Raw genomic sequence first — 26473 nt, forward strand, 5'->3', positions numbered from 1 at the left:
AGATGGACATCATTCATAAAACAACATCACCACAGGAATACGCTCAGCCCAGCGGCCCCAAGACACAATCGCGTCAACCTTCGATGCTGACCTGGGAAATCATACGCAAAGGATTGGCGTATATCCTCAAGGGAAAAATGATGCTGCCAGATAGCCACTTGCCACCGGCAGCACATGATGTCCCTGTTAACTTTGCGGGTGTTGGCGTGGCGACGTCGAGCAATCCAGAAGTTGATGATTATGTGATTGCACGCCTGGATGAACTCGGCCTACGCCAAGTACGGCTCGACTTCACCTATAGTGATATTGGGCATGATGCAGCTCGTTTTTTGGAGCGCCTCCTTGAGAGGGGCTTTAGCGTCATGTTGCACCTGGTTCAGCCATTTGATGCGGCCATCAATATGGAGAGTGCTGCAGCCCAACAAACGTGGCATCACTTTTTACAACAGGTGCTAGCACAGTATGGCAACCGCGTTGAGATGATAGAAATTGGCTCGACGATTAATCGCAAACGTTGGGCAGGTTACACCCCGCAGGGCTTCCTCAAGACCTGGGAGATTGCCTACCGCGAGATCAAACAGCATGGCATCAAATTAGCCGGGCCTAACATCAGCGATTTTGAACCGCTATACAACATTGGCCTGCTAGAAATCCTACAGGAGCGTGATCAGTTACCTGATGTGCATACCAACAACCTGTTTAGCGAGCGCTCCACAGAGCCTGAGCGCTTTGATCATCGTATTCTGAAATATCGGCAAGCCACCGCGCTGAAATTCAATCTGGTCAAAAAGGCACGCTTGTTGCACAAAATCACGGCCGATCATGGTGTTCAAGAGGTCATGTCGCCGTCCGCCTTCTGGACTTTGCCGCGCATTCTGCGCCTATTGCCAGATGGCGAGCAAAAACAAGCCGATTACCTGGCACGCTACATGATCCTTTGTGCCGCCTCAGGTGCCTTAAGCCAAGCTTTTTGGGGGCCACTGATCTGCTACCGCGAAGGCCTGATTGATGACGGCAGCGAAAGCTACCCCGAACTGGAGCGCATCACCCACTATGCTAGTGTGACGGGAGATATTAGGCAGTTTAGACCCAGGCCGAGCTTTTACACCATGCAAGCCTTTATCCGCCTGATTCCCGGCCGCCATTATCTAGGTGCTTTGCGCAGCAGCCATGGATTGGAAATACATGCCTTCAAAGACCAGAACACCATGGTGCATGCGGTCTGGACTACCAACGGCAAAGGCGCTGTACTGGCGGACCATTATCAACTCAACGAGCTGCAGCAAGCCCAATACACCAGCCGTGAAGGGAAAGAGTTATCGGCAAGGCCTGGTTTGGCAAGCGAATCGCCACTCTATATCACCTGGCCATCGGGAAGGAACATCACCTTGAAAACAGAAAAAGGCCTATTCGCCAACCTATCGATTCAGCGACACGGCGAAGAAAAGCACCATCACGCTTATCAAGATCATGAATGGCGTGGCATCCTAGTCGCAAGCAATGACGAAGAAGCTGCTTTGCTTAGCAATGCCCTGCATCCGTCGCGCCTACCTAAGCCATCCAAGGATGCTATCTTGCGCAAGGCACGCAATGCCATCTGGATGATAGATGATCCACGAGACCCTGGCCGCAAGTTGGTGGTCAAGCAACCGGTCAAAATGCATGTTCACAAAAAACTGTTTGATCAATTCAAGTTATCCAAAGCCAAGCGCAGCTGGAACGGTACCAACGAGCTATTACGTCGAGGTGTAGATGCCGCGGCACCTGTTGCCTACTTTGAAATGCATGGTGATCGCTCCTTGCTACAGAACTACTATATCTGTGAATTTGTTCCTACAGATTTCTCGATCCGGGACATTTTTGCGGCCTTCAACAATGGCGAGACTGCCTATTTGGGAGTGACTGCTGAGCAAATCTACCCGCAACTGACACGCTACTTGCTCAACATGCATGCCAAGGGTGTATTTTTCCGTGATCTTTCTGGCGGCAATATCCTGGTGACAAAGCTCGAGAATGGCCAATTGGGATTCTCCCTGATCGATACCAATCGCGCCCATTTCTTTAACCATGGCACACCTTTGCCCAAGAGGCTTTCGGACCTTACGCGCGTGTGCGTAAAGCTCCCCTGGCACAGTCGTAATCAACTGGTTGGCATGTACTTAAAGGAGCTCAATCAGCCGTTTGGGTGGCGTCAACGACTGCCTTTTCATCTTTATGACTTCAAGGTTGGCATGAAGAAGCGGATTGGGCGCAAAGCGATCAAACGCCTGTTTAAGAAGAAATAGCATTTTATTTGTATTAATTGGCCTGTAAGCGTTGACAGGCAACATCTGGATCATTAATATAGCGGCTCTTTTTCGGGGGTATAGCTCAGCTGGGAGAGCGCTTGCATGGCATGCAAGAGGTCAGCGGTTCGATCCCGCTTATCTCCACCAAAACTAGATATTCGGATTATTCCGGATATCTGACGATGAAGTCCCCATCGTCTAGAGGCCTAGGACATCGCCCTTTCACGGCGGTAACCGGGGTTCGAATCCCCGTGGGGACGCCAGTAAATAAAAAACCCAGCTAATGCTGGGTTTTTTATTGCCTACAATAACGCTAGATCATCATTATCGCGTCACAGAAATCCCCAATCTAATCTGGGTATCCCTTTCCTTATCGTAATCAAGCAGCGTTTCTCCATAGCCCGAGAAAAGTTGTAGATGGGCAAATGTGCCCGTACGCGACAGAATGCGGTCACTCAAAGGATATGAAATATCTAGTTGCCCGGAAGCGTAACCCTTGGTGCCTTGCCGATAAAGCCCCGTGACCATTAAGCCATCTTCTCGCCCATACCGTAGCTGCCAATCTGCATATCCACGATAATGCTGAATATCAGGGTTTTCATCCTTGTCGAGATAGGCATAAATTTTGGGAGAAAATGTCAATCGACGGCCATTCGCGAAGTCCATATGCCAACTCGGGCGCAGGTAAGCAATATTAAGTGATCGAGAGTCTACCCCGCCCTGCCCATTTGACTCATGCTCAATACCTAGACGCCAACTATCAGGAAACAAGCCCTGGGAGCTTCCTGCCCAGCGATAGAATAATCCAGGCCGATAACTAGTATCTCGGAATGGGCTAGAGTCCCCGCCAATATCCCAGAGTGTGGTTTGGGTGTAACTGAAATATAAATTACTCAGGAATGGGGCATATTGCGCCACAGAACCTTTAGGCTCAAATGGGCGATATTTAAAACTAATCTGAAAGCGCGCATCGGCACCATGCTCCTCGCCATTGCCAAAGATAAAATAAATCGGCTCTTCTGGGCTTAATGCAGGTTCATCACCTGGAGCTGCAATCACAACCTGCGGTGCTACATTGGAGGATGCTGCAGTCTTATCCAGCTCTTCAGCTTGCAATACAGCAGTTTCTACAGGTGTATTTTCAGTATTAGCTAATAGTAAAATAGTATTGGAAGATTGCCCTGTCAATGTCGCGCGCACCACGCCAGCAAAGCTTTGCCGAGGCATTCCAATGTATATCCTGCCCAGTGGATTTTCATCGCTACTTTCCTGCAGTGTTAACTCGACTTCATCACTAACACCTGCCCCCGTCAAACTTAATCGCATAACTTGTGGCCAAGCTTCATGACTGTTGGGCTTGATGATCTGGATTGATAGGGCTTGCCCAACATTGACAGACTCACTTTGGGCAACCATCAGCCACTGTGCTCCTGCCCATGTTAAATGAGATGGCGTCACCAATATAAAGCTCATCACTACCGCGCGCAGATAATGAGGAAAATGCATGTTTTTCCTGATCTAAAAGTTAATGATATGTCGTCATACTAATTGGGATATTCTTTAAATTGGACAATTCAGCTGATATTTTGTGCCCGCTGTTCATCATGAACTTGCACTTGATATTCTAGATACCGCAATGCCGCCTGAAAAATGGCAACATCTTCATCACTCCACACATTGCCAGTATCTCGCAAGCGACAATACATCCCGCTCTGCTGCAAGATAACTGCACCGAATCTTATCGCAACCCAGCTTTGGTTTTGCTCCCCATATGCACGGCATAAGAAACGGCCGCATATGTGCAAAAAATCTTCCTTTGATACGCCAATATATTGCGGAAGGTACAGATAATTTTCCTCAAGAAGATGAGTAAAAATAGCCTATGTAGCCAATATCTGCTGGATGGTTTGAAGTAGTTCGGGGCTACTGGATGGTAGCGAAGGATTTATTAATTACAGATGCCTTATTAATAAAACAAAAGCATACGGCTCTATATATGGGTTGCATATAGGGACATCAAGAGTATGATAATCCATTGACACTGCTTGCTTTAATTCCAGTTTTCACTGGAACATAGCTACATAATTTATCGGGGAGAATGGTTTGATTGTATTTAACACTATACCAATCAAATCCAAACACGATAGTAAATAAGCAAGTGTTAATTGTCAAATATTAAATCGATAATTTATTATGAAAACCTCTACCCCCCCTGAAGTTGAGAATGAAGAATCTTATTTCTCGTGCAAAGAACTTGCTGAATTACGCCTACCCGGAAAGCCTGGCACCCGCCAAGGCTGGGATGTGATTGTTAATGCGGAAAAATGGCCTTATATCGAAGTGGCGAGCCGAGGTAGAAAAGGCCGGACAAAGAAATACTTACCACCTTCTAGTGTGTTGCAGTTAATCAATAAGCAATATCCTAATGGCCGCCCTGCCCCTTATCGATATACAACAGGCTCAGGCAGCAAAGCACATATCGCCAATGATTATTTGGTTTCCTCCAGCAAAGTTGATCGATACAAAAAACCTAATTATCGTTATGAATCCCTGGATGAATATTTGGTAGAAAGTATTGACTTCAATCCATCCAGCAGCCAATTAGATACTCCATTTCAGCATCTAAAGATATTCACGGTGAAAGGAACTAGCCTGGAACCTTCCATGCATGATGGTGATGAGGTATTGGTTGATATACGCTGCCGTGCTTTCGATGACAATGCGGTATATGTGATTGGCCAGAATGACTTTATCCGAATAAAACGCGTGCAATTACGCTTGGATGGCACCGTTGTTGTCAGGAATGACAATGACGGAGACTTGCCCCCGGAAATCTACAGCGCAGAGGAAGCTAAGTGCTTCAAAGTCATCGGAAAAGTCATTCCATTTAAGTTTGGCCGCTTCAAGTTATAGTAGAGCTATTTTGAAGCTGGAATAAATAAACGGGGTAGCGACACTAGCCGCCACCCCGTTTCATGAATGCCTGCTAATAATCTCAAAAATTATCTCAATGGGTCATCAGGGAAAAATCTAGCAGCTGTTTATGGAATAGCTACAGAAATAGGATGATTGGGCAAGTTTTTTGAGAGGGCATAAAGTAAATAAGCCCTTAATGCCCCAGGAAATTATGAATGGGCTTGAAACGGCGCGATGAGGAGAACTTACTGGCGGAAGCGGTGAGATTCGAACTCACGAACCCTTGCGGGTCGCCGGTTTTCAAGACCGGTGCCTTCAACCACTCGGCCACACTTCCGTTTTTGAGAGTTTAATACCATTCAACCGTGGTTTGGCTGAAAGGCCGCCATTCTAGCACAAGATTAATCGTCTTCAACAACCATCCCAGGGAAAAGTACATCTGTAAAGCCAAACTGTGCCAGATCGCGAATACGCATGAGATAGAGAATGCCATCAAGGTGATCACATTCATGCTGCACCACTCTTGCATGAAAACCGCTCACGAGGCGATCTATAGGCTTGCCATATTGATCAAACCCACTGTAATGCAGCCTTTGATAACGTGGCACCACGCCGCGCATACTAGGAACCGAAAGGCACCCTTCCCAACCATCCTCCAGCTCTTCACCAATTGGGGTCAGCGTTGGGTTAATAAGTACAGTATACGGTACTTGCTCGGCATCTGGATAGCGTGGATTATGCCCCACGCCAAAAATCACAATACGCAGGCTTACCCCGATTTGTGGTGCGGCAATACCAGCACCGTTCAAGTGCGCCATGGTGTCCTCCATATCCTTGATCAAGGCATGGAGTTCAGGTGTATCGAATTGCTCGATGGGGGCTGCTTTTTGCAACAGCAGCGGCTCCCCCATTTTCAATACAGGCTTAACAGGCATGGCCGACCACTACCCTTTCGATGAGGTTGCGAACGCGTTGCATGGCTTCATTCAATACATCACCCATGTGATCGTACTGGATTCCATGTGCGCTGCTGCCCCTGCCTGCCGCATGATTGGCTACCGGGCAAATGGCGGCGTAATGCATGTCGAGCTCGCGTGCGAGCGCTGCTTCCGGCATCCCCGTCATGCCTACCATGGTCGCTCCGTCCCTTTCCAGGCGATTGATTTCCGCTGCCGTCTCCAGGCGAGGACCTTGCACGCAAGCATAGACTCCCCCATCAATCACCACCTCATCAATATTCACCGCTGCCTCCAGGCACAAGTTACGCAGCCTTGCGCTATAAGGCTCAGTAAAATCAATATGTTTCACTGGCAATTCGCCACCATCATAATAGGTGTTTTTGCGACCATGCGTGTAATCAATGATCTGGTCTGGCAAAGCAATCGCACCTGGATTAAGGCTCTCATGAATACCGCCAACGCTTGCAACAGAGACAATGTCACGCACGCCTTCAGAATGTAGCGCCCAGATATTCGCACGATAATTGACGATATGAGGTGGAATGGTATGGCCATGCCCATGCCGTGGCAGGAAAATGACTTCGTAGCCGCAAATATCCCCATAGGTTAATGGCCCAGAAGGTTCGCCGTAAGGCGTACGTACAATCTGCCTGCGTTTAATCTTGAGATTGGCCAGCTTGGTTAGCCCTGTACCACCAATAATACCTAGCATGAAAACTCCACTGTGACGGATGAACACATTGTAGCGCAACAATCTTCACTTGCCACAAGACGCGATGACAGGCGTTTTATGGCATACTTTAGGCCGCTTATGACCACATCCACCCAAGCTACTATCCAGCAGAGCATGGCGCTTGCCAAAGCCCATTACGAAAATTTCCCAGTCGCCTCTGTGCTTCTTCCCAAGGATCTACGTGCTCCCGTTGGCTTGATCTACGCTTTTGCTCGCCAGGCGGATGACTTCGCCGACGAAGGTGATTTATCTTCCGAAGAGCGCCTGGCCTTGCTCGATGGCTTTCGCACACAACTTGATCAAATCAGGAGCAATACAACGCCTGACACTCCTTTATTTAAGGCGTTGCAAGCCATGATCAAGGAACGTAGCCTGCCGCTGGAGCCGTTTTATGATCTGCTTTCAGCATTTAGCCAGGATGTCGTCAAGGCACGCTACGCTAACTTTGGCGAAGTCATCGATTATTGCCGCCGTTCAGCCAACCCGGTCGGGCGGTTGATGCTGCATCTATACCAGGCTGCCACTCCCCGCAACATTGCTTTGTCGGACGCAATCTGCACCTCATTGCAGCTCATCAACTTTCTACAGGATATTGAGATCGACTATCGCAAGGATCGCATCTACCTGCCGCTGGATGAGTTGCAAAAATACAAGGTGAGCGAACAGCAGATTGCCAGTCAAAACACCCAGGGCACATGGAGCTTGTTAATGGAGTTCCAGGTCAACCGTACTCGCAAGCTACTGCAATCAGGTGCACCACTAGGCTTGGCCTTGCCTGGGCGCATCGGCTTGGAAATGCGCATGATTATTGCCGGCGGGGAGCGCATCCTGAAAAAGCTGCACCATGCACGAGGTGATGTTTTCAACCAACGTCCAGTCCTTAAACCAACAGACTGGGCCTATATGCTCTACCGCGCGGTGAGGAAAAAATGAGTCCGCAAGAATATTGCCAGAAGAAGGCCGCAGCCAGCGGCTCCAGCTTTTATTACAGCTTCCTGTTTCTACCCAAACCCAAGCGTGAGGCGATCACTGCACTCTATGCTTTTTGCCGCGAAGTCGATGACATTGCTGATGAAGTGCAGGATATAAATGTCGCGCAGACCAAGCTTAATTGGTGGCGCGAGGAAATCATCAACCTTTATGCAGGCGAGCCTCAGCACCCTGTCACTCAAGCCTTGCAAACCCCGGTCAGCGTACTCAACCTTAAACAGCAGCACTTCCTCGACATCATTGATGGGATGCAAATGGACCTGGAGCAAAATCGTTACCGTGATTTTGCCGAACTTGAGCTGTATTGCTATCGCGTTGCCAGCGTAGTCGGCCTGCTCTCTGCCTCTATTTTTGGCTACACCAATCCACAAACCCTGCAATATGCGCTGGATTTGGGCATGGCTTTCCAGCTCACCAACATTACCCGCGATGTGGGTGAAGATGCCCGTAGAGGTAGAATTTACCTGCCGCTAGACGAGGCTGCGCGCTTCGGTGTCAGTGAGCAGGATATCCTGCAAGGCAAGCCCTCTGACAATATGCGACAACTACTGGAATTCCAGGCAGAACGTGCTGAGCGCTATTACGATAAAGCGCTGGCTGAATTGCCTCCAGAAGATCGCAAACCGCAGCGCACTGGCCTCATCATGTCTGCGATTTACCGTACCTTGCTCAAGGAAATCAAGTCAGATGATATTCAGGTAGTACTCAATGCCCGTGTATCCCTCACTCCTATTCGCAAACTCTGGCTCGCCTGGCTGACATGGGTTCGCAATTAGCACCGCATGTCGCGGTGATTGGCGGCGGTTGCGCAGGATTAGCCGCTGCCGTCAGGCTCACTGAAGCTGGCATCCAGACCTCCCTATTTGAATCCAGCCATCAACTGGGTGGGCGAGCACGCGGTATCACCTGGCAAGACACAACACTGGATAACGGCCAGCATATCCTGCTTGGTGCTTACGCGCAGACACTGCAATTGCTGCACACGTGTGGCGTAGATGTTGAAGCTGCGTTACTACGCTTGCCCCTGAAGCTGGAAATACCAGGTGAATTTTCACTTACAAGTCAGTCCAGCCTGCCTGCCCCCTTGCATATTCTAGTTGGGCTATTGCAAGCCCAAGGCCTTAGCTTACGTGAGCGCTTGGCTGCCGTACGCTTCATGGCAAGCCTGAGGCTGAAGCGATTCAGCCTGCCCCAAGACATTGCATTACAACAGCTGCTAGCAAACCAGCCGCCTAGACTTATCAGCATGCTGTGGGAGCCGCTCTGCCTCGCAGCGCTTAACACTCCGATTGCGACCGCAAGCGCGCAAGCGTTTCTCAACGTGCTGCGGGATAGTTTTGCACACAAGAAATCAGATAGTGACTTACTCCTGCCTCGTGCTGACCTATCCACACTCATCGCTGACCCGGCGGCCAAATTCATTGAGTCACATGGCGGCAAGATTTACCTCAATGCACCCGTAGAAAGTTTACGGTCGCTAGCGCATGGGGTAGAACTGCAACTCAAGGACGAATGGCAGGATGTTAGCCATGTGATTATCGCTACCTCCCCTTTTCGAGTGACTGGATTGCTGGCATCGTTACCGGGTACGGAAAATATCGTCACTCAATGCCAATCCTTGCAATATCAGCCTATTTATACGATATATCTGCAATACTCTCCTGAAATAGCCTTACCCCAAGCCATGCACGGCTTGACTGGCAAGCTTGGACAATGGGTGTTCGACCGTGGGCAGCTGTATGGGCAAGCGGGCTTGCTCGCGATTGTCATCAGTGCGGAGGGCAAACATCAGACATTGACTCAGTCCGACCTCGCCCTCAAGCTACATCAAGAGCTACAAACTGTTTTTCCAGCACTGCTAAAGACTACCCCCCTATGGCATAAAGTCATTGCAGAAAAGCGCGCCACTTTTGCCTGCACAGCAGCGCAGGAGCGCCCAGGCCAAGCCACGATGTACCCAGCCATACAGCTAGCTGGGGATTATGTAGGGACTGGCAGCCCTTTACTGGACTATCCTGCCACCATAGAAGGCGCGATCAGAAGTGGCTTTCAAGCGGCAAAAAATATTATTAACTCACATTAACTTAAAAATACAATATTATGATTTCAAATGAAATTTATGACTTTATATTACATTGGGGAATCATGAGCCTATCCTTATGGATTGCCAGCTTGATTTTCCCTGGCCTCAAGTTTTCTTCGCGGCTTTCCTTGCTGATCTCGGCTCTGGCATTAGGCTTCGTCAATGCCGTTATCCGCCCTTTATTACTTGTGCTTACCTTCCCACTCACCTTGGTGACATTCGGTTTTTTCGCACTGGTCGTGAACGCTTTGATGATTATGCTGGTAGCCAAGCTTATTAAGGGATTTGAGCTATCTGGCTTCTGGACCGCTTTCTTTGCCAGCATTTTCATTGCTGTACTCGGCTTTTTGATTGAATGGCTCCTGCCTAGCCAAGGTGTTGCACTGACAATGCCGATTGGCAACAGCCCGGATACTATCTCGATCTAATGCCCCTCGGTCATTCAAGCTGCCTTTAATGGTGGATGTTCGCTGCCATGGTTATTTGATATGCTTCAATAGATAACGCGCCAACACAGAGCCACTTCTACTTCAAAAAAGCAAAGAGTCCATCATCTTGCGTATCCTTTTTGTCAGTTCCGAAGCTTATCCTTTAATCAAGACCGGCGGCCTGGCCGATGTCAGCGGTTCCTTGCCTGCCGCCATTCGTGATCTGGGTATGGATATCCGTATCTTGCTACCAGGCTATCCCGCAGTACTGGCAAAGCTGCAAGAAAAGCACCTCATTACCCAGATACACCATCTGCCAGAAGTTGGCAGCATCAACTTGTTAGCAGGCAAGATGCCTGATACTGGTGTTGATGTTATGGTCATTGAAAGCGCTCAATTATTTGATCGACCCGGTGGCCCATACACCGACAGCCATGGTAATGATTGGAACGATAATGCCTTGCGCTTCGGCATACTATCCAAGGTAGCTGCACTATTAAGTAGCGAGGATTCCCCTCTTCGTGATTGGATCCCTGATGTTGTCCACTGCAATGATTGGCAAAGCGGCCTTACCCCCGCATTCCTGCATCATTCGAGTGCTCGTCACGCAACCTCCATCATCAGTATTCACAACCTGGCATTCCAGGGTAATTTTTCTCCTGATTGGGTACAGCGCCTAGGCTTGCCCGCAGATAGTTACCAGATGAATGGCGTGGAATATTATGGTCAGATGTCATTTCTCAAGGCTGGCGTCTACTACGCTGACAGCATCACCACGGTGAGCCCGACTTATGCTCAAGAGATACAGACCGAGCAATATGGCTTTGGCATGCAAGGCTTACTTGCCGCGAGAGGTCACGAGATTCGTGGCATTTTGAATGGCATTGAGATTCAAGAGTGGAACCCGGCTACCGATCCTTACCTCGCCAAAACGTATAATCTCGAACACTTGGCTGACAAGAAAATTGTCAAAAAAGCGCTTCAAGTACAGTTGGGATTGGAGGCTGCCCCTCATAAGCCATTGCTTGGCGTAGTCAGCAGGCTCACGCACCAGAAGGGATTGGATATTTTCCTGGAGGTTGCAGAAAAACTGTTGGCAAAACATTGCCAAATTGCGGTACTGGGCAGCGGTGAAACACAGATGGAAAATGGCTTCAAGGAACTCGCCAAGCGCCATCCACGTCAAGTCAGTGTCAGTATCGGCTATAAAGAGCCTCTGTCGCACCAGATCATGGCTGGCGCGGATATATTCATCATGCCTTCACGCTTTGAGCCCTGCGGGTTGAACCAGATGTATGGCCTACGCTATGGCACTCCACCTATCGTCACGCGCACCGGTGGCCTTGCCGATTCAGTGCGCGATAGTAATAGCAGTACCATGAAAAACAACACGGCAACAGGATTTGTCATGGAGTCAGCTGAGGCTCAGCAATTATTAAGCGCTGTAGAGCGTGCCTTGGTGTATTACCATGATCCTAGGGCTTGGCGCAAAATCCAGCGTAATGGCATGCGCCGCGACGTTAGCTTGGCCAATAGCGCTAAACTTTACCTTGATCTATACAAGGCATTGGCAAGGCTCCCCTAGAGCAAAAGGCTCAGCAAATCAGATCAAATAGCAAACTGTTACAACTATTTAACAGTTTGCTAACCATTTCACCCGCCTCGGCAATAATTCAGCAACACTTCCACCCTATTATGCTACCTAACGCAGAGTAAATGACATGCAGCACTACTCTTTGAAATGCGAGCTTTCTCCAAAGCTATACTTCTCCTCCCTTAGTGGGTGCGCCTGACGCACCCCTTTTTTTTGCCCGCTATTCCTGCACCTACTCCATGCGAATGAAGTGCTCACGGTAATATTTGAGCTCATCAATAGATTCATAAATATCAGCCAGAGCCTCATGTTTGCTGCTTTTCTTGAAGCCGGCAATCAGGGCTGGGCGCCAGCGTCTTGCCAACTCTTTGAACACACTGACATCCAGGTTACGGTAATGGAAATAAGTCTCCAGCTCAGGCATATAACGCGCCATGAAGCGCCTATCCTGGCAAATGGAATTGCCGCACATTGGCGACTTACCCGCGGGTACAAACTCTTTAAGGAATTCGATCATCTGTTGTGAAGCTGACGCCTCATCCAAAGTAGATGCCTTCACCTTGTCAATCAAGCCAGAACGCCCATGCGTGCCCTTATTCCAGGCATCCATACCATCAAGAACGGCATCGGACTGATGCACAACCAATACTGGCGACTCTCCTAAAACATTCAGTTCAGCGTCGGTAACCACAGCCGCCAATTCCAAAATACGGTCGCTATCCGGCTGCAAGCCACTCATTTCCATATCTAGCCAGATGAGGTTGTCGTTGTGTTGTGCCATAATGATTTCCATTAAAATGTGACCGAATGTAAATAAAGGTGAACCTTCCACCCGGTTCTTGCTTCAAAATAAACACAATATTTTAACTGATAAATAAGCACAATGATGGCTACGAACCTCACTATCCTGTTCATCTCGCTCCTGGCGCTAACTACAATGATTCGGCTATGGCTGGGTCGGCGACATGTGCACTATATCCAACAGCACCGCAGCAAAGTACCTGATGCATTCAGCGCAAGCATTAGCCTGGAGGCCCACCAAAAAGCCGCCGACTACTCATCTGCCAAGACACGGCTGGCGCTGATTGAAACCATTGCGCAGGCAGTGCTTTTGTTGTTACTGACCATTGGTGGCGGATTGCAACTCATCGATAGCGCCTGGCGCGGCGTATTGCCGGAGTACGATATCATTCGTGGTGCAGTCGTCATCCTGAGTGCATTGCTGGTCAGCAGCATTATTGATTTACCTTTCGACTATTACCGCACATTCGTCGTTGACCAGCATTTTGGCTTTAACAAAATGACGCCTGCCATGTACTTCAAGGATATGGTCAAGCACGCCATCGTCGGTTTGTTACTCGGTGCTCCACTACTGTTCGCCGCGCTATGGCTGATGCAGGGAGCGGGTGACTATTGGTGGCTATATCTATGGGTAGTCTGGAGTGTATTTAACCTGCTGATGTTGGCGATCTACCCAACCTTCATCGCCCCTATGTTCAATAAATTCTCGCCACTCGGAGATGAGTCCCTGAAAAACCGTATTGAAGCCTTGCTGACCAAGTGCGGTTTCAAGTCGCAAGGGCTGTTCGTGATGGATGGCTCCACACGCAGCAGCCACGGCAATGCCTATTTCACCGGCTTTGGCGCAAGCAAGCGCGTGGTTTTTTTCGATACGCTACTGGATCGCTTGAGTGGTGATGAAATTGAGGCTGTGTTGGCGCACGAACTCGGCCACTTCAAGCATAAGCATGTGATCAAGCGCATTGCGCTGATGTTTTTCGTCAGCTTCATTGGCCTGGCACTGCTCGGCTGGTTAACGCAACAGTCATGGTTCTACGCAGGGCTGGGCGTTGAGCAGCCTAGCAACTACATGGCACTCATTTTATTCTTGCTGGTCAGCCCGATTTTCTTATTTCTCTTGCGTCCATTACTGGCTGGCTATTCTCGCAAGAATGAATTCGAGGCCGACGCATACGCCGCACAAAATGCAGATGCACGTTACTTGGTGGAGGCATTGGTCAAGCTATATCGTGACAATGCATCCACGCTCACGCCAGACCCGCTACATTCGGCATTTTATGATTCACACCCGCCAGCCAGCATCCGCATTGCTAGGCTCAGCACTTTTACAGCGCAGTAAACCTTGTCAAATGCATTATTAAACGGTCTGGTGATTGCCTCATACGGCAAGCGCTATGGCGTAGAACTAGAAGATGGCACTGAGTTAAGCTGCGTCACCAGGGGCAAGAAAACCGATCTTGCCTGTGGTGACAAGGTCAAGGTCAAACTGACTGGCCCGAATGAAGCCGTAGTCGAGCAACTGGAGCCCAGGAGTAGTTTGCTATACCGCAGCAACAGCTTCCGCAGCAAGATGCTGGCCGCCAATGTGAGCCAAGCTGTGATCGTGCTAGCGACGCAGCCAAGCTTTTATGAAGAGTTGCTGAATCGTTGCTTGGTTGCCTGCGAGGCTGCTGGGATCAAGGCTGTGATCGTACTCAACAAGTGTGATCTGGATAATGCCGACGACGTGCTACTACGGCTACAAGACTATGCTGGCTTGGGTTACACCATACAGCCACTCTCGGCACGCGACAACATTGCCCCCTTGAAGCAATGGCTACAAGGCGAAACCAGCGTCTTGGTCGGTCAATCAGGGATGGGAAAATCCACCATCGTCAATGCCTTGCTGCCAGATAAAATGGTAAGAACGCAGGAAGTCTCTACTGTCCTGGATAGCGGAAAGCACACGACAACGGCGGCACACCTCTATCATCTCGATGCCCAAAGTAAGCTGATCGATTCCCCTGGGTTGCAGGAATTCGGCCTCCACCACCTGGATGCCGAGCAACTGGAGCTAGCCTTTGTCGAGTTTCGTCCGTATCTTGGCCAATGTCGCTTCAACAACTGTCGCCACTTAAAAGAGCCTGACTGTGCGATCCAAGCAGCAGTTGATGCCGGAGCGATATCGCCACGGCGCCTTGGCTTCTATCAGCAATTGCGGCAAGAAATGACATGAAAACGGCACTGGTGTCTCATCCTGATACGCTGCTACATGTCATGGATGGCAAGCACCCGGAATCCCCAGCGCGCATCACTGCCATCATGGATGCGCTTGCCGAGCAAAAACTTATTGATAAGCTACAACGTCATGACGCCCCCCTAGCAAGCGATGAGGCATGGTTGCGTGTGCACGATGCCGCGTATGTTCAACACATCCGCAGTATTGCCCCACGTGCGGGTATCGTGCGACTAGATCCCGATACTGCCATGGGGCCAATGTCACTTAGCGCCTGCCAGCATGCGACAGGCGCAGTCATCAAAGCCACCGATTTGGTGATGCAAGGCCAGGCTCGCAACGCGTTTTGCTGCGTCAGGCCACCAGGACATCATGCCGGGAAATCACGTGCTGCCGGATTCTGCATCTTCAACCATATTGCTGCTGGTGTTGCGCACGCGTTGGCAAGTTACCCACTTGATCGTATCGCCATTCTTGACTTCGATGTGCACCATGGAGATGGTACCGAGGATATTTTCCGCAACGATCCACGCATCATGCTTTGCTCCACCTTTCAGCACCCCTTCTATCCACATCGTGGTGCGGATACTCGCTCTGGCCATATGATTAATGTACCTCTGGTTGCAGGAAGTGATGGGCAGGTATTTCGCGAGGCGGTATTGCAGCACTTTACGCCAGCATTGGAGAGGTTCCAGCCACAGATGTTATTTATTTCCGCCGGGTTCGATGCACATGCAAACGATCCACTGGCCCAGCTGAAACTCAACACCGAGGATTACCGCTGGATCACCGAATTTGCTATGGCCATAGCAAAGCAGCATGCCCAGCAGCGCATTGTCTCTGTGCTCGAAGGCGGCTATCACCTGCCCTCATTGGCGGCATCCGCTACCATGCACATCCGCACGCTTGCCGGGCTTTGATTCAGTGGCATGAAGCTGTCGCAGTCTTTGCTGATATAATCGCGCCATGCAAATCACCACCCGCCTTGAATTCGATGCTGGTCATCGTATCCCCAGCCATAAAAGCCAATGCCGCAACCTGCATGGACATCGCTATGCGATGGAGATTACGCTTTCTGGCAACATCATCGAGCTGGAAGGCGCTTCTGACAACGGGATGGTGATGGATTTTTCTGACGTCAAGGCGATTGCCAAGCGCTGCGTGGTCGACCAATGGGATCATGCATTCCTGGTGTATCAGGACGATACAGCAGTATTAGCTTTTTTGCGCAGCCTGCCCAACCATAAAACAGTAGTGTTCAATCGTGTTCCCACGGCTGAAAACATGGCGGCAGAAGCATTCCGTATCCTCCAGGCGGAATACCACGACACCTATGGCACCCAACTCAAGCTGGAGCGGGTGCGCCTCTATGAAACGCCCAATAGCTGGGCGGATGCCCTAGCCTGACATCTTATGGTCATTGCGACCATATACAAGCACCACCTTTGGCCAGTGCTTGCAAATACTCCTGATGCGCGGCCTGCTCAGTATCACTCGCGCTCAAGACCCTTAGTGGCTTGCTTCGCGTTAATTGAAGCTCATGAATATTGTCCGCAGGGCCTTGGTCCAGCATGTCGATGATCAGACTTTCCTGGCCGCGGGTCATGGCCATGTAGACATCAGCCAGCAGTTCCGCATCCAGCAAAGCGCCGTGTAACGTGCGCGAAGAATTGTCTATGCCATAGTGCCTACATAAAGCATCCAGGTTATTGCGTTGACCAGGCCGCATTTCCTTGGCCATTTTCAGCGTATCGATAATTTCCTCGACACTCTGCTCAATGTTGCGTCTATCTATCCTCGTCAGCTCGGCATTCAGGAAACCAATATCGAAAGGCGCATTGTGGATAATCAAGTCTGCCCCAGATACGAATTGCAGGAAGTCATCCACAATATCGGGGAAACGAGGCTTATCCTGCAGAAACTCCAGGGTGATGCCATGCACCTCCTGCGCGGCCTCATCAATCTCACGGTCTGGATTGAGATACACATGGAAATGGTTGTTGGTCAGCCTGCGGTTGATCAACTCAACCCCGGCAATTTCGATAATACGATGCCCCTGAGCGTGATAAAGCCCGGTAGTTTCGGTATCGAGGAAAATCTGTCTCATGCCCATTCTTATGCCACCTCTCGCCCAAGCACCTGGTCAACTCCCTTATTGGCAAGCGCATCAGCGCGCTCATTACCAGCGTTACCCGCGTGCCCCTTTACCCATATCCACTCGATCTGGTGCTGTTGCACCAAGCGATCAAGGTTTTTCCAGAGATCTACATTCTTGACTGGCTTTTTATCACTAGTCGTCCAGTTTCTTGCCTTCCAGCCATGCACCCATTCCGTAATGCCTTTTTGCACGTACACGGAATCGGTATAAATCTTTACCTTACATTCCCGCTTCAAAGCCTCCAGCGCACGGATCACCGCGGTAAGCTCCATACGATTATTCGTAGTATTCAACTCCCCACCGTACAGGTCTTTCTCATGCCCTGCTATCGACAACCAGGCTCCCCAGCCACCAGGCCCAGGGTTGCCTTTGCAGGCACCATCGGCATAAATCTCTACTACACTGCTATCACTCATGTTTTTTCTGTATATCCGTTCTTTGGGTTGGTGTTGGCAACAGGCCAGCCTTGAGCTTGGATTTGTTCCAGGCTGGCTTGATGAGGCGCATACCGATCACGCGTTTTTTCGCCAGGACAAAGTATACCCCACCCATCAATGGCCAAAACCGTGATCCCAGGCGCTCAATCGCGCTTAGGCGGCCTTGCCCAGAGCTATTACGCAATGGGGGCATATGACATGCCATCTTTAACTCAATAATTTCAAAATCCAGTAAGGTAAGCCAATCCTTCACACGCATCAGGCTAAGAAAGTTGGCATCCCAAGGATAATCGTCGGTATCGTTCGCCAACCGACGTAAACCCCATGTACTCACTGGGTTGAAACCAGTAATGACGATATGCCCCTCCGCCACCAGCACACGGGCTGCTTCGCGCAACGTCTGGTGCGGATGCTCACTGAAATCCAGGGCGTGCGGCAATAAGAGTAAATCCAGGCTATCAGCTTGAATCGGCAGTTGATGTGACGCGCATTGTATTACCCCGTGATCAACATCCGCATTGAATTGAAAAGGAATACGGCAATGTCTTAATAAGGGCATGCCCAACATGCCAAATTGCATGGCATGAAAGCCAAAAATATCATGCACAACCCTGTCAAACAATGCTTGTTCCTGCTCCTGCAGGTATTGCCCCAATGGGCTGGCAAGCCATTCCTCTTGCTTCTCTGTTGACATCAGGGCCCTAACCTATCATTAATAGGCATCATCTATTGATTAATCACTTCGATGCCTGAAATTATCCCGATTCCCGCTTTTGACGACAATTATATCTGGCTATTACATCATGATGGCCATGCCATCGTGGTTGATCCTGGGGATGCACAACCCGTACTCAATGTATTAACAGCATTGAGCCTACATTTAGATGCCATCTTGGTCACCCACCATCATGCTGACCATATTGGTGGTGTTGAAGTATTGATCTCTGCCACCTCTGCTCAAGCTTACGCACCAAAGAAAGAACAATACGCTTTCCCTCACCATGCTATCAGCGCGGGAGATCAATTAGACTTTGTTTCATTGGGGCTATCACTCTCCGTATTGGAGATACCCGGGCACACCCTGGGGCATGTCGCCTATTATGGCCAGGGCATATTATTCTGTGGTGATACCTTATTTGGAGCTGGTTGCGGCCGCTTGTTTGAAGGCACGCCTTCGCAAATGCTGGCTTCGTTACAACAGCTCGCAAGCCTGCCTGTCGATACCGCTGTTTATTGTGCCCATGAATATACTCAACACAACCTCAGGTTTGCCCTATCACTAGAGCCTGATCATGCCGCTTTACTGGCACGAGCAAAAGCTACAGGCACCCTGCGCGCCCAAGGCTTACCCAGCCTGCCGTCAAGCATCGGATTAGAGCTAGCTACCAATCCATTCCTTCGTTGTCATGAGCCTGGCTTGGCACAAGCATCAGGTAGTAAAGAGCGTGATCCCCTTAGTGTTTTTACAACCATCCGGGAATTAAGAAATCATTTTTAATCATTGAGATAATGATATGACTTCAAGTGAGATGTTTATTTCCCCTATAGACTTGACGCTGCATTCCATCATTCGCTACTATCCTAGCACCCGAAGCCATCACGAGAAGTGTGAATGACTGTGAAGTCCCTGCTGAAGCTGGTATTACTAGCATCACCCATTATTACAGCTCCCGCAGCTTACGCTGTCACCAATGTGGTCGGCGACGAAATCGTCATCCTTGGCGATTATCCTAGTGACGATATTGCCGGATACATGCCGGATGGCACTAATCTCAAAAGCCAGGATAGCTTGGCTACCCTTGATCTATGGCAACGCATTCGCGATGGCTATGGCATCCCTGAATTGCAATCACCAATCACCAGCACTCATGAGAGCTGGTATTCATCTCGCCCTGATTATGTCAAGCGCATGATAGATCGCAGCCAGCGCTATCTCTACCATATCGTTGAAGAAGTGCAAAAGCGTGGCATGCCTACTGAAATTGCCCTGCTGCCCATGATAGAAAGCGCGTTCAACCCGCAGGCGCTGTCCCGAAGTAGCGCCTCTGGCATCTGGCAATTCATCCCATCTACCGGCAAGAATTTCGGCCTGAAACAGGATTGGTGGAGTGATGGTCGCCGTGATGTCACCGCCGCCACCAATGCGGCACTCAACTACCTGCAAAAACTATATGTCATGTTTGGTACGTGGGATCTTGCCCTGGCCGCCTACAATGCTGGCGAGGGTACAGTAAGCCGTGCAATTGCACGCAACCGCAGCCTAGGGCTGCCAACCGACTATCAAAGCCTTGAACTTTCGGACGAAACAAAAAATTACGTCCCCAAGCTGCAAGCGGTCAAAAATATCATGACCAATCCACAGCGTTATGGATTAAATATACAAAGCATTCCCAATCGACCTTACTTCGTCAAAGTCACTGCACCACAGCAAATTGACGCCAAGCTTGCGGCAGAATTGGCTGAAATCTCTGCAGAAGAGTTCGCTTCGCTCAACCCTGAATACAATCGCCCTGTGCTAACAGCTAATGGCAAGGTGCATGAAATCCTGCTACCTATCAGTGCTGCCGAAATATTCAGCAACAATTTAGCTGTTTATGACAAACCACTCGTCAGTTGGCAAACCTATCATGCGAAACGAGGCGAGCGTATGGACAGCATCGCGCGGAAATTCGGCATTGATACGGCAAAGTTGCGGGATATTAATGGCTTGAGTGCAAACAATATCGCTAACAACACCCCATTGCTGGTGCCTGTTCAGTCACAGGGTAATAGTGATGCAATGATTGCCATTGCAGACCACGGACAAATTGCCATGCCAAGCACTATCTCCGCCCCTTCCACTACAATCAAACACATTGTCAAAGCCGGCGATACCATCAGCAGCATTGCCAAGAAATACAGCCTAAGTAACCAGCAAATTCTTAGTGCTAACGGCCTGAAGTCCAGCAACCTCAAGCCTGGTCAAATCCTTGCCATTACTAGCAGCCAATCAATCCCGAGCCAAGCCAAGCCCGTAGCAACCCGCCATTATGTGGTTAAGCGTGGGGACACCTTGGATAGCATTGCACGTAAATTTGATGTTCAAAGTAAAGATTTGAGGCGTTGGAATAACCTGACCGGCTCCCAGATATCCCCTGGCAATAAACTGACCGTCTCCCGCCCTGGCGAGGCTTAATGCTGGTTTTTCATGCGTGAATATCCTTCTGTTTTGAAATACCCCGCCCTATTGAGCCTATTATTGGCAATAGGCCTGTCAGCCTGTGGTCGCCCTAGCGCGGATCAAGTAGTCAATTACGATCTGGAATATCCACCAGAAAATGGTGGCACGATGATTGATGCCACGCGTGGTGAGCCGAGTGGCCTGATTACCATGATTGCCGGCGAAGCTGCAGCATCTGCCGTCGCACAGAATATCTTCAGCAGCTTACTACGCTATGACAAGAACCTGGAGTTTGAAGGTGAGTTGGCTGAATCTTGGAACATATCCGCGGACCAGAAAATCATCACGTTCAAGTTAAAGCCCAATCTCAAGTGGGCTGATGGCAAGCCGCTGACCAGCGCAGATGTCTTGTTTACCTGGAAACTGATTACCGACGATAAAACACGCACACCCTACGCCTCCGACTACAAACTCGTCATCAAGGCTGAAACCCCAGATGCCCGTACTTTCAGGGTCAGTTATGCCGAACCGTATGCTCCGGCAGTCAATTCCTGGGCAGGTCTCGACATCCTGCCCAAGCATCTGCTTGAGGGTAAGGATATCAACAATACAGCGTTTGCCCGTAACCCCGTCGGTAGTCACTACTATCAACTCGAAAAATGGCGTCCAGGCGAGCAGATATCATTGGTACGTAATCTGCTCTCGACACAGGGCCAGCCGCGCATAGACCGGCTGGTGAGCCGCTTTATCCCGGATGAAGCCTCGCAATTCCTCGAGTTAATGGCGAATAATATCGACACCATGAGTCTCTCGCCTGTGCAATATGCGCGTATCTTCCCGGCACGCCCTGAGTTGCAAAAAAAATTCTCGCTCTATAAGGAACTAGGAAATAGCTATACCTATTTAGGCTTTAACCTCAAGCACAAGCCGTTTGATGATATTCGCGTGCGTAAAGCCATCAATTACGCTATTGATAAACAAGAGTTGATTGATGGTGTATTGCTAGGCATGGGTGAGCCTGTTGCCTCACCTTACAAACCAGGCACACGTTGGTCTAATCCCAACCTGAAACCTTATGCTTACGACCCTGCAAAAGCACTCGCTTTACTAAAGCAAGCTGGCTTCAAGAAAAACCAGGATGGCATTCTGGAGCGAAATGGCAAGCCTCTTTCCTTTGAAATCCTTACCAACCAGAATAAACAGCGTGAGATGAGTGCCGTCCTGATTCAGCGCAGGCTCAAGGATATCGGCATTGATGTGAGAATTCGGGTACTGGAGTGGGCCAGCTTTATTGGCCGTTTTATCAAGACTGGTGACTTCGATGTAGTATTACTTGGATGGCAGCTTGCGATTGATCCTGATCAATATGCCATTTGGCACTCCTCACAACAAGCGCCGGGCCAATTCAACTTTGTTGGCTACAAAAATCAACGCGTTGATCGCCTATTGGAACGTGGCCGCATGGAGCTCAACCCCGACAAACGCATGAGCATCTATCATGAATTTGCCGAAATCCTCCTGGAAGACAGCCCGATCGTTTACCTATTTGCTGGCTATGGCTTACAGGCCATGCATAAACGCATCAAGGGCATAGACAACCCGGCGCCACCAGCTGGCATTGGGCATAACTCGCAGGACTGGTACATTCCTAGGCCATTACGACGCACGGAGATCAGCCAGTGATATTGATCGCCATTTCGACTGATACGCTATCAGCTCGCCTGGAAGCTGCAACATGCTGAAATATTTGTTGAAACGTCTTTTCTGGATGGTGCCGCTGCTGATCGGCATCAGCTTGGTGTCTTTCCTCATTATCCACCTTGCTCCCGGTGACATTACCATGACCGAGGCTGGTTTTGACCCTAAGGCCAGTGAAGAATCACGCCAAAAACTGCGCGAGCTGTACAACCTGGATAAACCCGTCATCGTGCAATATGGCTTGTGGCTAGAGCGCATGGTGAAGCTAGACTTTGGTACTTCCTTTGCCACGCATCAGCGCCCCGTGTTCTGGCAAACCAAGGACAAGGACGGCAATGTCACCCCAGGGATGATCCAGGAAGCATTACCTATCACCTTGCTGATCAATGTCCTGAGCCTAGGGCTCATTATTATCGTTGCGCTACCACTAGGTGTCATCTCGGCGCTTACGCAGAATCGTTTGCCGGACCGTGCCATTACCCTCTTCGTTTTTGTCGGATTCGCCATCCCCGGTTTCTGGCTAGCACTGTTACTCATGTATTGGACTGGCGTGATCAATGACTGGCTACCTATTTCAGGGCTACATAGCCAGGGTGCAGAGCATATGCACTGGCTGGCCTATGCTTGGGATGCGTTGAAACACATGGCTTTGCCCGTCTTCATTTCTGCATTGAGCGGCCTGGCTGGCATTTCGCTATTTGTACGTAATGGCATGCTGGATGTATTGCATCAGGACTACATCACGACGGCTCGTGCCAAAGGCTTGCCAGAGAACAGCGTGGTTTATGGCCACGCCTTGCGCAATGCCTTGTTGCCGCTGATCACGATTTTTGGCCTATCCATCCCTGGGTTGATTGGAGGCTCCGTAATTGCCGAATCTATCTTTGCCATTCCTGGTATGGGGAAACTATTTTATGATGCCGTGCTAATGCGCGACTTCCCTGTCATCATGGGCATACTCACCATAGGCTCTGCACTCACGCTTATCGGCAACTTGCTGGCTGATCTTGCCTATGCCTGGGCAGACCCTCGTGTTCGCCGTGGAGTCATGCAATGAAACGTGCACTTTCCAACCCCTTGGCACTTGCCGGTTTCATCATTATCACCAGCATCTTCCTGCTGGCGTTGCTTGCCCCCTTAATCTCGCCCTACGATCCAGATGCAATTGACGTCAAGGCCATCTTGCTCAGCCCTTCATCCAGTCACTGGATGGGTACAGATGCATTGGGGAGGGATGTCTTCTCACGCATGCTGTTCGGTGCACGTATATCGCTATTGGTGGGTTTGGTCGCTGTTGGCATCGCGACCTTCATTGGCATTATCCTGGGCGCGATTGCAGGCTATTATCGCGGCTGGGTCGATGTGGTGATCATGCGCACTGTAGACGTGATGCTATCTATCCCCACCTTTTTCCTGATTCTGGCAGTGATCGCCTTCCTGACACCATCCATCTGGAACATCATGATCATCATCGGGCTCACTTCCTGGATGGGCGTCACGAGACTCGTTCGCGCCGAATTTCTCAGCCTACGTAATCGTGAATTCGTCATGGCATCAGAAACCCTGGGAGCCAGCGATAATCGATTGATTTTCAAGCACCTGTTACCAAACAGCATGACGCCAGTCATTGTTAGCTCTGTGCTTGGCGTGGCTAGTGCAGTGCTGATCGAGTCCGGCTTGAGTTTCCTTGGCTTAGGTGTGCAAGCCCCACAAGCCTCGTGGGGCAATATTCTCACTGACGGCAAGGAATATATCCAATTCGCCTGGTGGCTATCTTTATTCCCTGGACTAGCAATCCTGATTACGGTGCTTGGCTATAACCTGTTCGGTGAAGGCCTGCGTGATGTCTACGACCCACGCTCTTCGCAATCAAGCTAGTGATTACATTAATGCAGCAGCCCATGAAATTCCTCTAATGGCAAGGGCCTTGAGAAAAGATACCCTTGGAATGCCTTGCAGCCGTATTGCCGCAAAATTTCCATCTGTTCTTGGCTCTCTACACCTTCGGCTATCACCTCTAGGTCGAGTGCAGCTGCCATTGCAATAATAGCTCGCACGATCACGGCGTCATTAGGGTTGTTAACGATATTCCCCACGAAACTACGATCAATCTTGAGTTGATTCAAAGGTAAACGCTTGAGATGCACCAGGGAAGAGTAGCCAGTGCCAAAATCATCCATGGCAAAGTGAATGCCAAGTTGCTGCAACTCCAGCATTTTCTTGGCATTGTCTGAAGTTCCATCCATAACAAGGCTCTCGGTCAGCTCAATTTTCAGCTTAGATGGATTCACTTGAGTCACCTCCAGTATATCCTTGATCTGTTTAACAAAGTCATCCTGACATAACTGGCGAATGCTGATATTGACCGATAATACTAAATCACGAGTACTTTCACTCTGCTCCCATGCCTTGAGTTGTTGGCAGGCACTCATCAAAACATAATGTCCAATCGGTAGGATCAAGCCAGTTTCCTCCGCCAGGGAGATAAACTGTGTTGGCTGTACCAGACCACGCTCCGGGTGTAGCCAGCGTAGTAACACTTCAGCGCCGTAAGCACGTTGCTCAGCATCAACCTGAATCTGATAATACAGAAGAAGCTGATTTTGATTAACCGCCACTCGTAGGTCTGCCTCCAGTCCGGCCTTATGCTCTATCATCGCTTGCATCTGCGGATCAAATAGGCAATAAGCATCTCGCCCTGTCTGCTTGGCGTGATACATCGCGGTATCTGCACGACGCAGGACTTCATGAATATTATTTCCGCCACTCAACAAGCTAATACCGATACTGGCCGTGCAGTGATAATGGTAGCCTTTGATCTCATAAGTATGGCGAATTGCCTGACATACCTTTTCCGCCACCCTCAAAGCACCTTGTGTAGCAATTTGCTCATCACTGCTGATATCTTCCAATATCACGAGAAACTCATCCCCACCGAAGCGCGCCACCATATCACTCTGCCGCACTGAACTACTTAGCCTTGAACCTACCTCCATCAGTAGCAAGTCGCCGAAATCATGCCCTTTGGTATCATTAAGTGTCTTGAAATTGTCCAGATCGATAAACAAAATAGCACCATAGCTTTTGTTTTTCTGGCTATTCACCAAGGCAAGTGAAAGCCGATCCATCAACAACCGGCGGTTTGGCAATTGGGTCAATGGATCATAAAAAGCCAGACGATAGATGTTCTCTTTGGCTTCCTTCTGCTGGCTCACATCAGAAAACGTGGCGATATAGTTAATGACGTGATGGCTGTCATCAGTAATCGCCTTGATCGTCAAAAGTTTAGGATAAATTGTGCCATCCTTGCGCTTATCCCAAACCTCTCCCTGCCAATAATGATGCTCGCGTAACTCAGTCCACATTTTGCGGTAAAAGTCTGCATTCTGCCGCCCCGATTTCAACAATGAGGGGGTCATACCTAATACCTCGTCCTGCCGATATCCAGTCAGTCGGGTAAAAGCGCTGTTGACCTTCAAAATGATATTGTTGGCATCTGTTACCAAGATACCATCCTGGCTTTCAAAAGCATGCCGTGTAATCCTGAGTTCATTTTCTGCCTCAAGAAGCTGCTTTTTCAAATCTGTAATCTCTTGTTGCAGGAGATCATACTGTTCTTGCAGCTCCATACTGGGCAATAAGTGCTTAGCCAATTTCTCTAGCCATTGTGGCCATTTGAAGCTTTGCATGCCCACCAAGAAATCAAAAAACACAAGCCTACTACTAGTATTCCCCATGAAAAACGTCATTCCATCACTTTCGGTTTTTATTAATAGTGTGACGACTGCAAACATATAACCACTATATAAAAGTGGTTATATTGGCAAAAATATATCCACAAACTTTACAAGGCCCGCAATTTGTATCAGATTCTTACAATCCAAGATTTCATCTTAAATTGCTACCAAATAAAGCGTCAATCAATTTCTGCAAATAAGAATTAGTACATTTGGCCTATTCATGATTTTTAATAATGAAACGACTGATTAATATCTCATTGAATGAAATAAAAA

Annotated in this window: 24 protein-coding genes and 3 tRNA genes; 18 read left to right on the top strand and 9 right to left on the bottom strand. The window is 49.4% G+C overall.

The window, feature by feature from the left end:
- The first annotated feature begins 2 nt into the window (after positions 1–2).
- The 3 genes from ACIKP9_RS03165 (at position 3) to ACIKP9_RS03175 (ending at position 2551) form a co-directional block, all read left to right on the top strand.
- Complete coding sequence (locus ACIKP9_RS03165; protein WP_400879187.1) at positions 3–2285, top strand: lipopolysaccharide kinase InaA family protein; 2283 nt, start codon at positions 3–5, stop codon at positions 2283–2285.
- A gap of 74 nt (positions 2286–2359) precedes the next feature.
- A tRNA-Ala gene (locus ACIKP9_RS03170) sits at positions 2360–2435 on the top strand.
- A 40-nt stretch (positions 2436–2475) separates the two neighbouring features.
- Positions 2476–2551, top strand: a tRNA-Glu gene (locus ACIKP9_RS03175).
- Between the two features lie 61 nt (positions 2552–2612).
- On the opposite strand, the gene ACIKP9_RS03180 is transcribed toward ACIKP9_RS03175, so the two are convergent.
- Complete coding sequence (locus ACIKP9_RS03180; RefSeq protein WP_400879190.1) at positions 2613–3704, bottom strand: phospholipase A; 1092 nt, start codon at positions 3702–3704, stop codon at positions 2613–2615.
- Between the two features lie 777 nt (positions 3705–4481).
- On the opposite strand from ACIKP9_RS03180, the gene ACIKP9_RS03185 reads away from it, so the two are divergent.
- The gene (locus ACIKP9_RS03185; protein WP_400879192.1) at positions 4482–5201 is read left to right on the top strand and encodes a S24 family peptidase; all 720 of its coding nucleotides are present in this window, start codon (positions 4482–4484) and stop codon (positions 5199–5201) included.
- Between the two features lie 252 nt (positions 5202–5453).
- Here ACIKP9_RS03185 and ACIKP9_RS03190 read toward each other — a convergent pair.
- The 3 genes from ACIKP9_RS03190 to ACIKP9_RS03200 form a co-directional block, all read right to left on the bottom strand.
- Positions 5454–5541: transfer RNA gene (locus ACIKP9_RS03190), tRNA-Ser, on the bottom strand.
- 64 nt (positions 5542–5605) lie between these two features.
- Positions 5606–6139, bottom strand: coding sequence for a peptide deformylase (gene def / locus ACIKP9_RS03195; RefSeq protein ID WP_400879195.1), 534 nt, complete (start codon positions 6137–6139; stop codon positions 5606–5608).
- Positions 6129–6875: an S-methyl-5'-thioinosine phosphorylase gene (locus ACIKP9_RS03200; protein ID WP_400879198.1), complete on the bottom strand. Its 747-nt coding sequence runs from the start codon at positions 6873–6875 to the stop codon at positions 6129–6131. Before ACIKP9_RS03200 ends, def begins: the two co-directional genes overlap by 11 nt.
- Before the next feature lie 99 nt (positions 6876–6974).
- On the opposite strand from ACIKP9_RS03200, the gene hpnC reads away from it, so the two are divergent.
- The 5 genes from hpnC (at position 6975) to glgA (ending at position 11982) form a co-directional block, all read left to right on the top strand.
- Positions 6975–7829 carry a squalene synthase HpnC gene (hpnC, locus tag ACIKP9_RS03205; RefSeq protein WP_400879200.1) on the top strand — a complete coding sequence of 285 codons (855 nt, stop codon included), beginning with the start codon at positions 6975–6977 and terminating at the stop codon, positions 7827–7829.
- Entirely contained in the window at positions 7826–8662 is an 837-nt protein-coding gene (gene hpnD / locus ACIKP9_RS03210) for a presqualene diphosphate synthase HpnD (protein WP_400879203.1), read from the top strand. The genes hpnC and hpnD overlap by 4 nt, the downstream gene beginning before the upstream one ends.
- The gene (gene hpnE, locus ACIKP9_RS03215) at positions 8647–9969 is read left to right on the top strand and encodes a hydroxysqualene dehydroxylase HpnE (protein WP_400879206.1); all 1323 of its coding nucleotides are present in this window, start codon (positions 8647–8649) and stop codon (positions 9967–9969) included. Before hpnD ends, hpnE begins: the two co-directional genes overlap by 16 nt.
- A gap of 17 nt (positions 9970–9986) precedes the next feature.
- A complete protein-coding gene (locus tag ACIKP9_RS03220) occupies positions 9987–10397 on the top strand; it encodes a phage holin family protein (protein ID WP_400879208.1) in 411 nt (136 codons plus the stop codon).
- Between the two features lie 127 nt (positions 10398–10524).
- Positions 10525–11982: a glycogen synthase GlgA gene (glgA, locus tag ACIKP9_RS03225; protein WP_400879211.1), complete on the top strand. Its 1458-nt coding sequence runs from the start codon at positions 10525–10527 to the stop codon at positions 11980–11982.
- 241 nt (positions 11983–12223) lie between these two features.
- Here glgA and orn read toward each other — a convergent pair whose 3' ends face one another.
- Positions 12224–12772, bottom strand: a complete 549-nt coding sequence (orn, locus tag ACIKP9_RS03230) for an oligoribonuclease (RefSeq protein WP_230347251.1) — start codon at positions 12770–12772, stop codon at positions 12224–12226.
- A 105-nt stretch (positions 12773–12877) separates the two neighbouring features.
- Here orn and ACIKP9_RS03235 point away from each other — a divergent pair, with 105 nt between their 5' ends.
- The 4 genes from ACIKP9_RS03235 to queD are packed head-to-tail and all read left to right on the top strand — an operon-like array spanning position 12878 to position 16414.
- Entirely contained in the window at positions 12878–14131 is a 1254-nt protein-coding gene (locus ACIKP9_RS03235; protein WP_400881838.1) for a M48 family metallopeptidase, read from the top strand.
- A gap of 3 nt (positions 14132–14134) precedes the next feature.
- Positions 14135–15007, top strand: a complete 873-nt coding sequence (gene rsgA / locus ACIKP9_RS03240; protein WP_400879215.1) for a ribosome small subunit-dependent GTPase A — start codon at positions 14135–14137, stop codon at positions 15005–15007.
- Positions 15004–15927: a histone deacetylase family protein gene (locus ACIKP9_RS03245; RefSeq protein ID WP_400879218.1), complete on the top strand. Its 924-nt coding sequence runs from the start codon at positions 15004–15006 to the stop codon at positions 15925–15927. The genes rsgA and ACIKP9_RS03245 overlap by 4 nt, the downstream gene beginning before the upstream one ends.
- A 46-nt stretch (positions 15928–15973) precedes the next feature.
- On the top strand, positions 15974–16414 hold the full coding sequence (queD, locus tag ACIKP9_RS03250) for a 6-carboxytetrahydropterin synthase QueD (RefSeq protein ID WP_400879221.1): 441 nt from the start codon (positions 15974–15976) through the stop codon (positions 16412–16414).
- Between the two features lie 10 nt (positions 16415–16424).
- Here queD and dnaQ read toward each other — a convergent pair whose 3' ends face one another.
- The 3 genes from dnaQ to ACIKP9_RS03265 are packed head-to-tail and all read right to left on the bottom strand — an operon-like array spanning position 16425 to position 18296.
- Entirely contained in the window at positions 16425–17114 is a 690-nt protein-coding gene (dnaQ, locus tag ACIKP9_RS03255; RefSeq protein WP_400879224.1) for a DNA polymerase III subunit epsilon, read from the bottom strand.
- Between the two features lie 8 nt (positions 17115–17122).
- Positions 17123–17581, bottom strand: a complete 459-nt coding sequence (rnhA, locus tag ACIKP9_RS03260) for a ribonuclease HI (protein ID WP_400879227.1) — start codon at positions 17579–17581, stop codon at positions 17123–17125.
- Positions 17574–18296, bottom strand: a complete 723-nt coding sequence (locus ACIKP9_RS03265) for a methyltransferase domain-containing protein (RefSeq protein ID WP_400879230.1) — start codon at positions 18294–18296, stop codon at positions 17574–17576. The genes rnhA and ACIKP9_RS03265 overlap by 8 nt, the downstream gene beginning before the upstream one ends.
- A 51-nt stretch (positions 18297–18347) precedes the next feature.
- Here ACIKP9_RS03265 and gloB point away from each other — a divergent pair, with 51 nt between their 5' ends.
- The 5 genes from gloB (at position 18348) to ACIKP9_RS03290 (ending at position 24338) form a co-directional block, all read left to right on the top strand.
- Positions 18348–19100: a hydroxyacylglutathione hydrolase gene (gene gloB, locus ACIKP9_RS03270; protein ID WP_400879233.1), complete on the top strand. Its 753-nt coding sequence runs from the start codon at positions 18348–18350 to the stop codon at positions 19098–19100.
- Between the two features lie 114 nt (positions 19101–19214).
- Positions 19215–20777, top strand: a complete 1563-nt coding sequence (locus ACIKP9_RS03275; protein WP_400879236.1) for a LysM peptidoglycan-binding domain-containing protein — start codon at positions 19215–19217, stop codon at positions 20775–20777.
- A gap of 12 nt (positions 20778–20789) precedes the next feature.
- On the top strand, positions 20790–22445 hold the full coding sequence (locus ACIKP9_RS03280; protein ID WP_400879239.1) for a peptide-binding protein: 1656 nt from the start codon (positions 20790–20792) through the stop codon (positions 22443–22445).
- Between the two features lie 52 nt (positions 22446–22497).
- Positions 22498–23517, top strand: coding sequence for an ABC transporter permease (locus tag ACIKP9_RS03285; protein WP_400879242.1), 1020 nt, complete (start codon positions 22498–22500; stop codon positions 23515–23517).
- Complete coding sequence (locus tag ACIKP9_RS03290; RefSeq protein WP_400879245.1) at positions 23514–24338, top strand: ABC transporter permease; 825 nt, start codon at positions 23514–23516, stop codon at positions 24336–24338. Before ACIKP9_RS03285 ends, ACIKP9_RS03290 begins: the two co-directional genes overlap by 4 nt.
- 8 nt (positions 24339–24346) lie before the next feature.
- Here the strand turns inward: ACIKP9_RS03290 and ACIKP9_RS03295 are convergent, their stop codons facing one another.
- Positions 24347–26254, bottom strand: coding sequence for a putative bifunctional diguanylate cyclase/phosphodiesterase (locus ACIKP9_RS03295; RefSeq protein ID WP_400879247.1), 1908 nt, complete (start codon positions 26252–26254; stop codon positions 24347–24349).
- Positions 26255–26473: the final 219 nt, after the last annotated feature.

It is taken from the genome of Methylobacillus methanolivorans, from assembly GCF_044751345.1.
Lineage (GTDB): Bacteria > Pseudomonadota > Gammaproteobacteria > Burkholderiales > Methylophilaceae > Methylobacillus > Methylobacillus methanolivorans.

Bases quoted from the DNA above. Each gene is read 5' to 3' on its own strand.
- rnhA (WP_400879227.1), bottom strand. From the start codon at position 17,581: ATGAGTGATAGCAGTGTAGTAGAGATTTATGCCGATGGTGCCTGCAAA.
- ACIKP9_RS03165 (WP_400879187.1), top strand. From the start codon at position 3: ATGGACATCATTCATAAAACAACATCACCACAGGAATACGCTCAGCCC.
- hpnD (WP_400879203.1), top strand. From the start codon at position 7,826: ATGAGTCCGCAAGAATATTGCCAGAAGAAGGCCGCAGCCAGCGGCTCC.
- hpnE (WP_400879206.1), top strand. From the start codon at position 8,647: ATGGGTTCGCAATTAGCACCGCATGTCGCGGTGATTGGCGGCGGTTGC.
- gloB (WP_400879233.1), top strand. From the start codon at position 18,348: ATGCCTGAAATTATCCCGATTCCCGCTTTTGACGACAATTATATCTGG.
- ACIKP9_RS03290 (WP_400879245.1), top strand. From the start codon at position 23,514: ATGAAACGTGCACTTTCCAACCCCTTGGCACTTGCCGGTTTCATCATT.
- ACIKP9_RS03285 (WP_400879242.1), top strand. From the start codon at position 22,498: ATGCTGAAATATTTGTTGAAACGTCTTTTCTGGATGGTGCCGCTGCTG.
- orn (WP_230347251.1), bottom strand. From the start codon at position 12,772: ATGGCACAACACAACGACAACCTCATCTGGCTAGATATGGAAATGAGT.
- hpnC (WP_400879200.1), top strand. From the start codon at position 6,975: ATGACCACATCCACCCAAGCTACTATCCAGCAGAGCATGGCGCTTGCC.
- ACIKP9_RS03180 (WP_400879190.1), bottom strand. From the start codon at position 3,704: ATGGTTGCCCAAAGTGAGTCTGTCAATGTTGGGCAAGCCCTATCAATC.
- ACIKP9_RS03220 (WP_400879208.1), top strand. From the start codon at position 9,987: ATGATTTCAAATGAAATTTATGACTTTATATTACATTGGGGAATCATG.
- ACIKP9_RS03275 (WP_400879236.1), top strand. From the start codon at position 19,215: ATGACTGTGAAGTCCCTGCTGAAGCTGGTATTACTAGCATCACCCATT.
- ACIKP9_RS03245 (WP_400879218.1), top strand. From the start codon at position 15,004: ATGAAAACGGCACTGGTGTCTCATCCTGATACGCTGCTACATGTCATG.
- ACIKP9_RS03185 (WP_400879192.1), top strand. From the start codon at position 4,482: ATGAAAACCTCTACCCCCCCTGAAGTTGAGAATGAAGAATCTTATTTC.
- ACIKP9_RS03235 (WP_400881838.1), top strand. From the start codon at position 12,878: ATGGCTACGAACCTCACTATCCTGTTCATCTCGCTCCTGGCGCTAACT.
- ACIKP9_RS03295 (WP_400879247.1), bottom strand. From the start codon at position 26,254: ATGTTTGCAGTCGTCACACTATTAATAAAAACCGAAAGTGATGGAATG.
- dnaQ (WP_400879224.1), bottom strand. From the start codon at position 17,114: ATGAGACAGATTTTCCTCGATACCGAAACTACCGGGCTTTATCACGCT.
- def (WP_400879195.1), bottom strand. From the start codon at position 6,139: ATGCCTGTTAAGCCTGTATTGAAAATGGGGGAGCCGCTGCTGTTGCAA.
- ACIKP9_RS03200 (WP_400879198.1), bottom strand. From the start codon at position 6,875: ATGCTAGGTATTATTGGTGGTACAGGGCTAACCAAGCTGGCCAATCTC.
- ACIKP9_RS03280 (WP_400879239.1), top strand. From the start codon at position 20,790: ATGCGTGAATATCCTTCTGTTTTGAAATACCCCGCCCTATTGAGCCTA.
- queD (WP_400879221.1), top strand. From the start codon at position 15,974: ATGCAAATCACCACCCGCCTTGAATTCGATGCTGGTCATCGTATCCCC.
- ACIKP9_RS03265 (WP_400879230.1), bottom strand. From the start codon at position 18,296: ATGTCAACAGAGAAGCAAGAGGAATGGCTTGCCAGCCCATTGGGGCAA.